Consider the following 12,117-nt stretch of genomic DNA (forward strand, 5'->3'; position numbering starts at 1 on the left):
TGCCAGAATGGGCCATCCAAGGAGAGAATGCCCATGACGCAGATGAGCTGGGAGCTGCTGCTCGACCCGAGCCGCCTGCATGACCGGCGAGGTGAACGCCCCGGCGGCGATCGCGACGAGATCGGACGCAGCCCCTTCCACAAGGATCACGACCGCATTGTCTTCGCCGGTTCCTTCCGGCGCCTGGGGCGCAAGACCCAGGTCCACCCCTTGACCGACAACGATCATATCCACACCCGGCTGACCCACTCTCTGGAGGTCGGCTGCGTGGGACGCTCGCTGGGCATGATCGTCGGCGAGCGGCTGAGCGGCCGACTGCCCGACTGGATCACCCCGGCGGATCTGGGGGTGATCGTCCAGGCCGCCTGCCTGGGCCACGATATCGGCAACCCGCCCTTCGGCCATGCCGGTGAATACGCCATCCGTGACTGGTTCGCCCGCGCCGCGGTCGACGGCAAGGGCTTGCTGGAAGGGCTCTCGGCGACCGAGCGCAAAGATCTGCTGACCTACGAAGGCAACGCCCAGGGCTTTCGCATCGTCACCCAGGTGGAATACAACCAGTTCCGCGGTGGCATGCGCCTGACCACGGCGACCCTGGGTACTCTGCTCAAGTATCCCTGGACCGTTGAGCACGGCGGGGCGGCTGGCAAGTTCGGTTGCTACCAGAGCGAGCGCGTGCTGCTTGCCGAAGTGGCTGAACGGCTGGGCTTGCTGCCCCGCGGCGAGGGACGCTGGTGTCGCCACCCACTGGCCTGGCTGGTGGAGGCTGCCGATGATATCTGCTATGCGCTGCTCGATCTGGAGGATGGCTTGGAGATGGGGATCCTTCGCTACGAAGAGGTGGCCGAGATCCTCATCCAGATCGCCGGTGGCGAACCCGCCGACTATGCCACTATGCAGCGCCACGGGGTCTCTCAGCGGCGGCGTATCGCCGCCCTGCGCGGCGCGGCCATGGAGCGGGCGGTGAACGACGTGGGTGCGGTCTTCGTGCAGTACGAGGCCGAACTGCTGGGCGGGCGCCTCAAGGACGACTTGCTGGAGCTCTGCCACCCGGACCTGGGCTGGGGGGTGAAGGCGGCCAAGCAGTTGGCCCGGGAGCGGATCTTCCAGAACGAGCGCAAGGCCAAGCTGGAGATTGGTGCCTACACCACCCTGGGCATCCTGCTCGAAGCCTTTATCGGTGCCGCCCACGAGCTTCACCATACCGGTCGGTCCACCTTCAAGCACCAGCGGGTGCTGGCACTGATCGGCGAGAACACCCCGCGGCCCTCCTGGAGCCTCTATGACAGCTACCGGCGTATGCTCGACTTCATCGGGGGCATGACCGATCACTACGCCGTGGACCTGGCCCAGGAGATGGGTGGCCGGCTGCGGGGAGACTGAGATGACGATGCTGCAGGCAATAGTGGCTGGTTGGCGGGGGGCACTGCTCGGGCTGGCATTGCTGCTGGCAGCCTTGCCGTCCCTGGCCGAAGGGCCCCTCGAGCGCCTCGAAGGGGAGGGCTTCGACCATTACACCCTGGCGCTGACCTGGCATCCCGGCTTCTGCGAGAGCCGCTCGCGCCCGCCTCGGGAGTGCCGTGAGCCGACCCTATACGAGGGGGCCGAGCGGGGCTTCGTGCTGCATGGCCTGTGGCCCTCGCTGCCCGAGCGCTTCGCTGAGCGAGGGATCGACCGGAAGCGCTGGTGGCAAGAGGGCTGCTTCCTTGCGACGCCGCGGCCCGAGGGCAGCTTCTGCCGCGCCCATCCGCCTCTCGACTTGCCGGAGCCGCTAGGGGAGGCGCTGGATACCGCCATGCCGGGTCGCGCGAGCTGTCTGGGTCGCTACCAGTACGCCAAGCACGCCGCCTGTCTGGCCTTACCCGAGGCGTCGTACTTCGCGGCCTCGGTCGCCCTGGTGGAGGCGGTCAACGAGAGTGCCTTCGGTGCCTTCGTGACCCTCAATCAGGGTGGGGACGTGAAGCGCAACGCACTGATCGACGCCTTCGAGGCGGCCTTCGGCCAGGGGACTGGCCGGGCACTGCGGCTGGAGTGCCGCGGGCGCGGCAATCGTCTGCTAACCGAGGTGCGCATCGGCATCGACGCTGAGCGCCTGGCGGACTTCCCGGCTGCCGAGAGCCTGGTGCACCAAGACCGAGGCCGCTGTGCGACACGGGTGCGGATCGCCACCTTCGACTGATCAGACCGAAGGGGCCTCCAGGGGCGGCAGGTCCAGCAGGCTGGCGCGATGGCGCAGAACCGTGATCACGGCATCATGGGTGGCATCGTCGACCTCGCCCAGTCGGGTTGCGGTAAGCCGCCTGGCCAGGTCGCCGCCACCGACGACCAGCAGGTCGTCCGGTGCCTGGCTGACGTCGATTTCCCAGCCGGGCAGGGCCAGCACGCCCTTGACCGGTACCGGACCGCCGATCTGATGCTCGAGCCAAACGGTCAGCCAGCTGGTTGCCAGGCGGGTCTTGTGCAGTGGCCGGTGCTCGCTCCAGCCCGGAAAACGCAGGCGGTCCGGCTCCACGGCGACCAGGTTGACCTCCCGGCCGCCGGGGGTGATGGCGGGGGTACGGGCGCGGGTCTCGACCACGAAGATGCCGTGGGGTGTGACGGCTACATGGTCGATGGTATAGCCATCGCCGGGCACGTCGTGGAAGACAAAGTAGGGGTGCGCCTCGGGACGAATCAGCCGCTCGAGTTCCTGGCCCACGGCGAGTTCGCAGGCCAGGCCCAGCTTGAGCCGACGAATGCGCTGAAAGTCGCGGATCAGCAGAAAACAGAATACCAGCGCCAGCAGGGTACAGAGCGCCCCGTAGAGGGCCCACTCGATCCAGTCCTGTTCGCTGGAAAAGAGCATGCGGCCCATGCCGTAGACCAGTGGCGTCAGGGTGACGATGGGGCCCAGGGCGCCGTCGAGGAAGAGGCTGGCGAAAGCGTGGTCGAGACGATCGCGCAGGGCCTGTCCGGGTTCACGCAGCGGGTGAGCGTCGAAGGGCGAACGCACCCGCGCGTCGTGCAGGTTGCGCAGCGCCACCACGATCACCGCAGTGGCCGCCAGCGGAAACAGGAAGATCAGCGGGAGCAGGTATTCCAGCCAGGCCATCGGGATTCCTTGCCCTTGGGGGGAATGCTCATTCTAGACAACCTGCCCCTCGCGGGGCCATGCTCTTTCGGCGTGAGTGGTAAATGGGGAGGGGACGAGTGTGGATCAGGTTCTGAGTGGTGACTCCGGAAATCTCGAGGCGCTCGCGGCCTTCTTTGCGCGGTATCCACGCCTGGCGGTGATCACCGGCGCCGGCGTCAGCACCGCCAGCGGCATACCTGACTACCGTGACGACAGCGGCGACTGGAAACGTCCGCCACCCATGCAGCACCAGGTGTTCATGGCCAGCCATGCGGCGCGCCAACGCTACTGGGCACGGGCCCTGGTGGGTTTTCACACCCTGCAGCAGGCCCGGCCCAATGCGGCCCACGCGGCCCTGGCCAGGCTCGAATCCCAAGGCCATGTCAGTGGGGTGATCACCCAGAACGTCGATGGCCTGCACCAGCGGGCCGGCTCGAGGCGGGTGATCGACCTGCATGGCCGCGCCGATATGGTGCGCTGCATGGGCTGTGGCGCCCGTCGCATGCGACATGACCTGCATGCCGAGCTTGCCGCCCGTAATCCGTACTGGCGGGAGGCTGGCGCGCGGGCGGGCCCGGATGGCGACGCCGATCTGGAGGCCGACTTCTCGGGGTTCCGAGTCCCCGACTGCACGCGCTGCGGCGACGGGATCTACAAGCCTGACGTGGTCTTCTTCGGCGACAGCGTGCCGCGCACCACCGTGGAGGCGGCCTTCGCCATGCTGGCCGAGAGTGATGCGTTGCTGGTGGTGGGCTCTTCGCTGATGGTCTTTTCCGGCTTCCGCTTCGCCCGGGAGGCGGCTCGGCAGGATAAACCCATTGCCTGTCTCAACCTCGGGCGAACCCGGGCCGATGCGCTCTATGCGCTGAAGGTACAGGCCCCGGCCGAGGCCCTCGATTCCCTGTGCGGGATGCTGGAGAACGGCTTTTCCCGAGGAGTCAGCCGCCGGCCAGCCTGACGCGGAAGCCGCGCTTCTCGAGCTCGCCCTTGAGCAGCTCGCGATGGTCGCCCTGAATCTCGATAACTCCCTCCTTGATGGCCCCGCCGGTGCCGCAGCGCTTTTTCAGTTCCTTGGCGAGGGCCTTTAGCTCGCCGGAAGGTAGCGGGATGCCATCGAGGGTGGTGACGCCCTTGCCCTTGCGCCCGCTGGTCTCGCGGCGGATGCGCACGATGCCGTCCAGTTCGGCAAGGCGGGCGTATTCTGCCTGTTCGGTACATTGGCATTGGGCCAGGGGCTGCCGGCAGTCCGGGCAGGTATCGCCGTGCTCGGTGGAGTAGACCAGGCCGCCGAGTTGCTCCTTCAGGGATGCCATGTCGGTCTCCTGCTGTTCGAGAATGTCACGCCGATGATAGACATGACGCAGGCGGCCTGCATCCATGCGAGTCACGCACAGGCGGTAGCGGGAAGGGGTTGTGGATATCAGGCATGGGCGGCCAGGGCCCGGCCACTCTCCAGATGGCCGATCACCGTGGGCAACTGGAACATGTTGCTGATCATGATGGCCCCTTCCGGTGTCTCCTCGGCGTCGGGAAAGCGGTTGAGGTGGATCACCGTCATGCCGGCAGCCAGTGCGCCCCTGACACCCACCAGGGCATCCTCGATGACCACGCACTCTTCGGGTGTATAACCCATAAGGCTGGCGGCATGGCGGAACAGGCAGGGATCAGGCTTCCAGCAATTGGCGGTATAGGCGCTGAACAGGCGATTGTCGAAAATCCCGGCAAGCCCCGTGGCCTCGAGCGACATGCGAATCTTGTTCTCCGGGCCATTCGAGACCACCCCCATGGGGTGGTGGGCAAGGGCGGCTAGGGCCTCCATGGCGCCATCGATGGTGATCAGCTCGCTGGCCAGGCGGCGGTTGAGGTTGGCGCGCATTCGGCTCTCGAGGGGTCCCAGCCTTTCGGGGTCCACGCTGCCGTAGCGGCGCTCGAGTTCGGCGACGATGTGGCGAAAGCGGGCCCCGCGAAACTCTCCCATGTAGTCGCTTGCCTGGAAGGGCAGGCCGGCGTCGGTCAAGCTGGACGACATTTCGTCGGCGAGCAGCGGCTCGCTGTCGACCAGGGTGCCGTCGCAATCGAAGAGCAGGCAGAGGGGGCGTGCCATCACCGGGCCTCACGAAGAATCAGAACGTTATAAATACATTGTTACAGACATCGGGTCTTCCTGCCCAACATTAAAGCCCAGTTTCCGTTTTTTGTGAACAGTGTTCTTCAATATCGCGGTGACGAGACGTTCGCGCAGGCTGATATCGTGAGCTCGGCTGCTGTCCGAGCCCATCATGGCGTTCGCGGTCAACGCAGGCGCATGCCTATACTGTCGTCGCGCCTCGGCCAGGAGCAGTTCCATGAATTTCGAACGCGTGGTATTCGGTTTTTTTATCGTCCTTACCTTGAGCCTCAATGTCGCGTTCGTGGCGGGTGGCGTCGATACGGCTGAGCACCACAACGTCTGGATTCTCACCTTCGCCATCATCGTCAATCTGGTCGCGATCGGCCTGAAGCTGGGGGATCGCTCCCAGACCGGGGCGTTGCTGCTGGCCTCCGGTCTAGTAGCCGGCCTTCTTCTGATCGCGTCGCGCGTCGTCTGGATCGTGACGGAACCTGCTGGCGGCGGTGGACCGGGTCCCGGAGACATGGCCGATATCGTCTCGATCGCCTCGGGAGCGTTGGTTGCCAACATCATCGCGACGGCGATCCTGGTCGGCGATACGCTGCTCTCGCGGCGCTAGCACGGTGCGCAGATCGAACCAGCATGTTCGCCATGTTCCGGCATACCGTGAGGGAGGGGTGAACGCGTGACGCAGACGTCCGATCTCGATCGTGTGTCGATGATCGTCCTGCGCTACATGCGCCGGCCGTTGTTCGCGCTGCTGTTCGTGTACTCGGTAGGCATCGTGGGTATGGCCCTGATGCCGGGCCAGGACGTAGATGGGGAGAGGACGCGCATGAATCTCTTCCACGCGTTCTATTTCTTCACCTATACAGCGACCACGACCGGTTTCGGCGAATTGCCGAACGGCTTCAGTAATGAACAGCGTCTGTGGACGATCTTCTGTCTCTACACCGGCGTGTTCGCGTGGTTCTATGCGATCGGCTCCCTGATCGGCCTGGTGCAGAATCCCCATTTCATCCAGGCCATGGATGGCGTCCGGTTCGCCCGCAAGGTCGCACGCAACAAGGAACCTTTCGTCATCCTCTGCGGGTTCGGCGACACCGGCAGCCTGCTTGCCCGAGGCTTGAGCGACCACAGGATGCGCGCGATGATACTCGATGCCGACCCGGAGCGTATCAAGGCACTGGGCGTTCGCGATTACACTGTCGCGATGCCGGGCATTTGTGCGGATGCGGGCGCGCCGAAACATCTCCTGGCGGCGGGGGTGAAACACCCTGCGTGTCGGGCGCTTGTGGCGCTGACGAATGACGACGACATCAATCTCAAGATCGCGGTAATGTCACGGCATCTGAATCCTCAGCTCCGGGTCATCTGTCGGTCGACGTCGGCTCGCCACGAAGCCAATCTGCGGGCGCTGGACAATGTCACGGTCGTCGACCCGTTCGAGATCTTCGCCCAACTCGTCTACTGGGCGATCGCACGCCCTGAACTGCACAACCTCAATGCGTGGTTCGTGGGCTCACGTGGCGCCGAACTCGGGGTGCCGGTACAGGTGCCGCGAGGCGACTGGATTCTGTGCGGTTACGGGCGGATGGGGCACTGGATCCAGGATTGCCTCCAGACCCATGGCGTCGGCGTGCGTATCATCGATCCGGACGTGAACGCCCAAGAAGTTGGAGAAGGGACGGTCATCGTCGAGGCGCGCGCCGATCATGCGGCCTTGTTGACCGCGGGGATCGAGGACGCGGCCGGAGTCGTCGCCGCGACGAACCGCGATTCCGACAATCTCAGTACGCTGTTATCGGTGACGGAGCTCAATCCGAGGGCGTTTCGCATTGTGAGGCACAACAGCCATGAGAATCAGGTCGCGTTCGATGCCGCGCGGGCCGACCTGGTCCTCCAGCATAGCCTGACCACGGCGCGCCGGATCCTGAAGCTGCTGATTTCGCCTCTTGTCCAGGAGCTGATCGACTGGCTCGCGGAGCGCGAACCGACCTTGACGAACGAATTGGTGGTTCGTCTGCAGGCGGCCATGGGGGCGGAGCCCCCGCATCTCTGGTCGGTCAGGCTGTCCCCGGACGAAGCCCCGGCGGTGGCGGAGTATCTGGATGCCGGGGGCGAGATGGCGTTGGCGATGCTGTGTCGCGATGCGGACGCGTTCCCGGAAGAGCTCCCGTGTGAAGCCCTCGCCATTCGCCGGGCAGGCACGTCGATCATGTTGCCGGACAAGGAGTCTCTACTCCAGGTTGGCGATGAGATCCTCTTCTGCAGTGTGCATCGGGTGGAGCCGAAGCTGCTGGCAACACTGCATAATCCCTATACGCTTCGATATGTCCTGACGGGGGCCGACGAGTCTCGCGGGTACCTGTTCGGCTGGCTGGAGGACAGGTGGCGTCGTCGTCGCAGTGGTCGTGAACCGAACGTTCATCGGCACCGGCCATGACATCATCGGCCGCGTGAGTACGCCGATCTCAAAGATCATGGCGATTTTTCGGGTCTCAGGGTGCCAATAAAAGGGCGAGTGCCCCAGCTAAATAGCAGGCGATGATGCCGACGCTTTCGAAGCCGATATGGGCTGGCCCCTGACGCTGTCGGTGGAGCATGCCCACCAGCAGGATGCCGGTCATCAGCAGTGACAGGGCGACCCATAGCGCGACCGTATCGGGTATGGCGTGGTAGATCGAGCCGCCTCGATAGGCGATATCCGAGGCGGCGACGAAGAGGGTGTCGAAGGCATTGCCGCCTATGATACCGGCCACGGCGAGAGTCAGGGCGCCGCGCCGCACCGCTGCCACCGAGGTGACCAGCTCCGGCAGCGACGTCACCACCGCCGTCATCAGCGCCCCCACCACCGACTGCCCGAGACCGGTCTCCACGGCGATCACCGCAGCAGAGCGCTCCAGTAGCCAGCCGCTCACGCCGAGCATTGCCGCCAGGGCCACGAAGGAGAACCAGAGTCGAGCCGCCGAGCGCTTCATGGCCTGCTCATCGGGTACGTCGGGCTGTGTTTCCCGGGTCTGGGCGGGGCTCCACATGGGGTTGTCGCGGCTGCGATCCACGAGGCGCAGGCCGAACAGGTAGACGATCACCAGCAGCGGTGTCACGGGGTGAACCTGCCACAGGGTCCACTCCGGTGCGAAGCGTCCTACCAGCACCAGTGACAGCAGGCACAGCAGCAGGCCGCCCTGCAGCAGGTTGCCGAGCGAAGCGGCAGCGTGTTCCAGGTTGGCGCGTCGGTGGGTGATGTCGGCGATGGTCAGGAACAGCGTCTGCACGGCGATGCCACCCAGGGCGTTGCTCATGGCCAGGGTCGGGCGATCGGCGAGCGCCGCCGAGGCCGACACCACCAGTCCCGCCAGTGAGGTTGCCATGCCCAGCAGCACCGCGCCGGCGATCGCTTCCCCCAGGCCGGTGCGGTCGGCGAGGTCATCGACGATGCCGGTGAGGCGAGTCCCCGCAACGGCGATCACCAGCGTGCAGCCACCGAACAGCAGCAAGGCCATACCGAGGGACAGGTTGCCAAGCAGCGTGATCATCGGGTTCGCTTCTCCGCCTCGCTGGTGGCGCCCGGCGGCAAGAGCCGTGACGAGAGCGATATGCTGTCCATGGAAGGCGTCTCGTTGCGGGATGTCGAGACGAGCCTAACGTTTTACGCCCTTGTTGGGCAGGCGGCGTTCGGCGAATCCTTTGGGACCATGTGCCGTATGGCAACGCATGTCACGGAGACGTCATGCGGCCCAGGGTCGGCTAGCATGCAGTTGGAGACGTGGCGCCGGGCCGCGTCTTGGTTCCGAATAGGCCACAACAGCGAGGAAGCCCATGAGACCATACACGCTCGGGTCATGGATCGGCTCAGGCGCGGCAATGGCCGCCGCCGCAATGGCGCGCATGACGCAGCGTCATGGTGCCCCCCGTCGGGTTGTCTGGTGGTGGCCCTGCCTCTGGTCGATACTCGTCGCCGGGCAGATCATGGCCGCCGAGCCGGACGAGGAGGCAGCGGCCTGGCGGGCCCTGGCGCAGGGTGGGCATGTGGCGCTGATGCGCCATGCCCTGGCGCCCGGCATCGGTGATCCCTCGGGCTTTCGCCTCGAGGCATGCAATACCCAGCGCAACCTCTCCGCGGATGGGCGTGAGCAGGCGCGCCGGATCGGCGAGCGCTTTCGTGACCGGGGCATCGAGGTGGCGGAGGTGCGCTCCAGCCGCTGGTGTCGCTGCCTCGAAACCGCTCGAATGCTCGGGCTCGGCAAGGTGGTGCCGACCCCGGCGCTGGATTCCTTTTTTCGTGATCGCAGCCAGGCTGACGACCGCACCCGGGCTGCGCGCGCCCTGATTCATGACTGGGATGGCGAAGGTACCCTGGTGCTGGTCACGCACCAGGTCAATATCAGTTCCCTGGTGGGCGGTGGCGTGGGTTCCGGCGAGATCATCGTGGTCAGGCCAAGCGAAGCGGGGCTGGCAAAGGTTGGCCGGATCCGCTGAGGTGCGAGGTGGCGGCCCTCAGACGACAAGGGCGGCCCCTTTGGGCCGCCCTGGCGGTTCACCCGGGGATATTCACGATACCTTGGGATCCAGCTCGCCGCGCTCGTAGCGCAGATACATCGTCTCGAGGCTGATCGGCGTGATCTTGCTGGCGTTGCCGGCGGTACCGAACGCCTCGTAGCGCTCCTTGCAGATCGCCTTCATGGCCGCCGTGGACGCCTTGAGGAACTTGCGCGGATCGAACTCGGCGGGATTTTCGGCCAGGAAGCGGCGGACTGCGCCGGTGGAGGCCAGGCGTAGGTCGGTGTCGACGTTGACCTTGCGCACGCCATGCTTGATACCCTCGACGATCTCCTCCACGGGCACCCCGTAGGTCTCGGGGATGGCGCCGCCGAACTCGTTGATCACCGCCAGCCACTCCTGGGGCACCGATGAGGAGCCGTGCATCACCAGGTGGGTGTCGGGGATGCGCGCGTGGATCTCCTTGATGCGCTGGATGGAGAGGGTGTCACCGGTGGGTGGCTTGGTGAACTTGTAGGCGCCGTGGCTGGTGCCGATGGCGATGGCCAGGGCGTCCACGCCGGTGGCCTTGACGAAGTCGGCGGCTTCCTCCGGGTCGGTGAGCAGCTGGTCGTGGTTCAGCTTGCCGTCGGCACCGATGCCGTCCTCCTCGCCGGCCATGCCGGTCTCCAGGCTGCCCAGGCAGCCCAGCTCACCTTCCACCGAGACGCCACAGGCATGGGCCATCTCCACGGTGTGGCGGGTGACGTCGACATTGTAGTCGTAATCCATCGGCGTCTTGCCGTCCTCGCCGAGCGAGCCGTCCATCATCACCGAGGAGAAGCCGAGCTGGATGGAGCGCTGGCAGACACCGGGGCTGGTGCCGTGGTCCTGGTGCATGACCACCGGTATGTGCGGGAACTCCTCCACGGCGGCCAGGATCAGGTGGCGCAGGAAGGGGGCGCCGGCGTACTTGCGGGCACCGGCGGAGGCCTGGACGATCACCGGCGAGTCGGTCTCGTCGGCGGCCTCCATGATGGCGCGCATCTGCTCGAGGTTGTTGACGTTGAAGGCCGGCACGCCGTAGCCATGCTCGGCGGCGTGGTCCAGCAGCTGGCGCATGCTGATTAGAGCCATGGGGGTCACCTGTTCTGTATGAGACGTCATGACGGCGTGGCCACGAGGGCCACGCCGGCTAGTGGAGTTCGAGGGGGCGGTGCCTCAGCGGGCGGCGGCGTCTTCCAGGGCCTTCACCGCCGGCAGGGTCTTGCCCTCCACGTACTCGAGGAAGGCGCCGCCGCCGGTGGAGATGTAGGAAACACGCTCCTCGATGGCGTACTTGTCGATGGCCGCCAGGGTGTCGCCGCCGCCGGCGATGGAGAAGCCGTTGCTCTCGGCGATGGCCAGCGACAGCGCCTCGGTACCCTTGCCGAACTGGTCGATCTCGAACACGCCTACCGGACCGTTCCACAGGATGGTGCCGGCATCCTTGAGCAGGCCGCCCAGGCGGCCGGCGGTCTCCGGGCCGATGTCGAGGATCATCTCGTCGTCCTTCACCTGGTCGACCGGCTTGACCACGGCCTCGGCCGACTCGGAAAACTCGGTGGCCACTACCACATCGCTGGGCAGCGGGATCTCGACCCGTGCCATCAGCGCCTTGGCCTGATCGAGGAGGTCGGCCTCGTGCAGCGACTTGCCCACGTTATAACCGGCCGCGGCGATGAAGGTGTTGGCGATTCCGCCGCCGACGATCAGCTGGTCGCATTTCTCGGAGAGAGCGTTGAGCACCTCGAGCTTGGTGGAGACCTTGGATCCCCCAACGACCGCAACCATGGGGCGTGCCGGGGTAGCGAGGGCCTTCTCCAGGGCGTCGAGCTCGGCGGCCAGCAGGGGGCCGGCGCAGGCGGTAGGGGCGTAGCGCGCGACGCCGTGGGTGGAGGCCTGGGCACGGTGGGCCGTGCCGAAGGCATCCATCACGAAGATGTCGCAGAGTGCGGCGTACTGTCGGGCGAGGGTTTCGTCGTCCTTCTTCTCGCCCGCATTGAAGCGCACGTTCTCCAGCAACACCACCTCGCCGTCTGCGACCTCGACCGCGCCGTCCAGGTAGTCGGCGACCAGGCGGACCGGGCGGCCCAGCAGCTCGCCGAGGTGCTCGGCCACCGGCGCCAGCGAGAACTCCTCGGCCGGCTCGCCCTCGGTGGGTCGGCCCAGGTGGCTCATCAGCATCACCCGTGCGCCGGCGTCCAGGGCAGACTGGATGGTCGGCAGGCTGGCCCGCAGGCGGGCGTCGCTGGTTACCTTGCCGTGCTTGACGGGCACGTTCAGGTCCTCACGGATCAGCACTCGCTGGCCGTTGAGGTCGAGGTCGGTCATCTTGCGCACGTTCATGGAAGCAGGTTCCTCGTCTGGGGAA

Annotated in this window: 13 protein-coding genes; 6 read left to right on the forward strand and 7 right to left on the reverse strand. The window is 65.9% G+C overall.

The window, feature by feature from the left end:
* The first annotated feature begins 33 nt into the window (after positions 1 to 33).
* A complete protein-coding gene (locus U5L98_RS03840) occupies positions 34 to 1,383 on the forward strand; it encodes a deoxyguanosinetriphosphate triphosphohydrolase (RefSeq protein ID WP_322557021.1) in 1,350 nt (449 codons plus the stop codon).
* A 1-nt stretch (position 1,384) separates the two neighbouring features.
* A complete protein-coding gene (locus tag U5L98_RS03845; RefSeq protein ID WP_322557022.1) occupies positions 1,385 to 2,179 on the forward strand; it encodes a ribonuclease T2 family protein in 795 nt (264 codons plus the stop codon).
* Here U5L98_RS03845 and U5L98_RS03850 read toward each other — a convergent pair whose 3' ends face one another.
* Positions 2,180 to 3,091: a nuclease-related domain-containing protein gene (locus tag U5L98_RS03850; RefSeq protein WP_322557023.1), complete on the reverse strand. Its 912-nt coding sequence runs from the start codon at positions 3,089 to 3,091 to the stop codon at positions 2,180 to 2,182.
* A 100-nt stretch (positions 3,092 to 3,191) separates the two neighbouring features.
* Here U5L98_RS03850 and U5L98_RS03855 point away from each other — a divergent pair, with 100 nt between their 5' ends.
* On the forward strand, positions 3,192 to 4,070 hold the full coding sequence (locus U5L98_RS03855) for an NAD-dependent protein deacetylase (RefSeq protein ID WP_322557024.1): 879 nt from the start codon (positions 3,192 to 3,194) through the stop codon (positions 4,068 to 4,070).
* On the opposite strand, the gene U5L98_RS03860 is transcribed toward U5L98_RS03855, so the two are convergent.
* The 3 genes from U5L98_RS03860 to U5L98_RS03870 all read right to left on the reverse strand — a co-directional run bounded on the left by U5L98_RS03860 (position 4,051) and on the right by U5L98_RS03870 (position 5,459).
* On the reverse strand, positions 4,051 to 4,425 hold the full coding sequence (locus U5L98_RS03860; protein WP_322557025.1) for a translation initiation factor Sui1: 375 nt from the start codon (positions 4,423 to 4,425) through the stop codon (positions 4,051 to 4,053). The genes U5L98_RS03855 and U5L98_RS03860 overlap by 20 nt on opposite strands.
* Positions 4,426 to 4,532: 107 nt before the next feature.
* Positions 4,533 to 5,216 (reverse strand): HAD-IA family hydrolase, encoded by a 684-nt coding sequence (locus tag U5L98_RS03865; RefSeq protein WP_322557026.1) that lies wholly within the window; start codon positions 5,214 to 5,216, stop codon positions 4,533 to 4,535.
* Between the two features lie 27 nt (positions 5,217 to 5,243).
* Entirely contained in the window at positions 5,244 to 5,459 is a 216-nt protein-coding gene (locus tag U5L98_RS03870) for a hypothetical protein (protein ID WP_322557027.1), read from the reverse strand.
* Between U5L98_RS03870 and U5L98_RS03875 the strand changes: the two genes are divergently transcribed.
* Together U5L98_RS03875 and U5L98_RS03880 are read left to right on the forward strand one after the other, a co-directional pair.
* Positions 5,458 to 5,841 carry a DUF6394 family protein gene (locus U5L98_RS03875; protein WP_322557028.1) on the forward strand — a complete coding sequence of 128 codons (384 nt, stop codon included), beginning with the start codon at positions 5,458 to 5,460 and terminating at the stop codon, positions 5,839 to 5,841. The genes U5L98_RS03870 and U5L98_RS03875 overlap by 2 nt on opposite strands.
* A 66-nt stretch (positions 5,842 to 5,907) precedes the next feature.
* A complete protein-coding gene (locus U5L98_RS03880; RefSeq protein ID WP_322557029.1) occupies positions 5,908 to 7,668 on the forward strand; it encodes a potassium channel family protein in 1,761 nt (586 codons plus the stop codon).
* A 55-nt stretch (positions 7,669 to 7,723) separates the two neighbouring features.
* Here the strand turns inward: U5L98_RS03880 and U5L98_RS03885 are convergent, their stop codons facing one another.
* On the reverse strand, positions 7,724 to 8,761 hold the full coding sequence (locus tag U5L98_RS03885; RefSeq protein WP_322557030.1) for a sodium:calcium antiporter: 1,038 nt from the start codon (positions 8,759 to 8,761) through the stop codon (positions 7,724 to 7,726).
* Between the two features lie 328 nt (positions 8,762 to 9,089).
* On the opposite strand from U5L98_RS03885, the gene U5L98_RS03890 reads away from it, so the two are divergent.
* Positions 9,090 to 9,704, forward strand: a complete 615-nt coding sequence (locus U5L98_RS03890; RefSeq protein ID WP_322557031.1) for a histidine phosphatase family protein — start codon at positions 9,090 to 9,092, stop codon at positions 9,702 to 9,704.
* Positions 9,705 to 9,776: 72 nt separating this feature from the next.
* Here U5L98_RS03890 and fba read toward each other — a convergent pair whose 3' ends face one another.
* On the reverse strand, positions 9,777 to 10,841 hold the full coding sequence (fba, locus tag U5L98_RS03895; RefSeq protein WP_322557032.1) for a class II fructose-bisphosphate aldolase: 1,065 nt from the start codon (positions 10,839 to 10,841) through the stop codon (positions 9,777 to 9,779).
* A gap of 84 nt (positions 10,842 to 10,925) precedes the next feature.
* Positions 10,926 to 12,092 (reverse strand): phosphoglycerate kinase, encoded by a 1,167-nt coding sequence (locus U5L98_RS03900; RefSeq protein ID WP_322557033.1) that lies wholly within the window; start codon positions 12,090 to 12,092, stop codon positions 10,926 to 10,928.
* Positions 12,093 to 12,117 lie beyond the last annotated feature (25 nt).

The sequence above is a fragment of the Halomonas sp. genome (genome assembly GCF_034520545.1).
In the GTDB taxonomy this organism is placed as follows: domain Bacteria; phylum Pseudomonadota; class Gammaproteobacteria; order Pseudomonadales; family Halomonadaceae; genus Halomonas.

Bases quoted from the DNA above. Each gene is read 5' to 3' on its own strand.
- U5L98_RS03850 (WP_322557023.1), bottom strand. From the start codon at position 3,091: ATGGCCTGGCTGGAATACCTGCTCCCGCTGATCTTCCTGTTTCCGCTG.
- fba (WP_322557032.1), bottom strand. From the start codon at position 10,841: ATGGCTCTAATCAGCATGCGCCAGCTGCTGGACCACGCCGCCGAGCAT.
- U5L98_RS03900 (WP_322557033.1), bottom strand. From the start codon at position 12,092: ATGAACGTGCGCAAGATGACCGACCTCGACCTCAACGGCCAGCGAGTG.
- U5L98_RS03890 (WP_322557031.1), top strand. From the start codon at position 9,090: ATGGCCGCCGCCGCAATGGCGCGCATGACGCAGCGTCATGGTGCCCCC.
- U5L98_RS03870 (WP_322557027.1), bottom strand. From the start codon at position 5,459: ATGGAACTGCTCCTGGCCGAGGCGCGACGACAGTATAGGCATGCGCCT.
- U5L98_RS03845 (WP_322557022.1), top strand. From the start codon at position 1,385: ATGACGATGCTGCAGGCAATAGTGGCTGGTTGGCGGGGGGCACTGCTC.
- U5L98_RS03875 (WP_322557028.1), top strand. From the start codon at position 5,458: ATGAATTTCGAACGCGTGGTATTCGGTTTTTTTATCGTCCTTACCTTG.
- U5L98_RS03885 (WP_322557030.1), bottom strand. From the start codon at position 8,761: ATGATCACGCTGCTTGGCAACCTGTCCCTCGGTATGGCCTTGCTGCTG.
- U5L98_RS03840 (WP_322557021.1), top strand. From the start codon at position 34: ATGACGCAGATGAGCTGGGAGCTGCTGCTCGACCCGAGCCGCCTGCAT.
- U5L98_RS03860 (WP_322557025.1), bottom strand. From the start codon at position 4,425: ATGGCATCCCTGAAGGAGCAACTCGGCGGCCTGGTCTACTCCACCGAG.
- U5L98_RS03865 (WP_322557026.1), bottom strand. From the start codon at position 5,216: ATGGCACGCCCCCTCTGCCTGCTCTTCGATTGCGACGGCACCCTGGTC.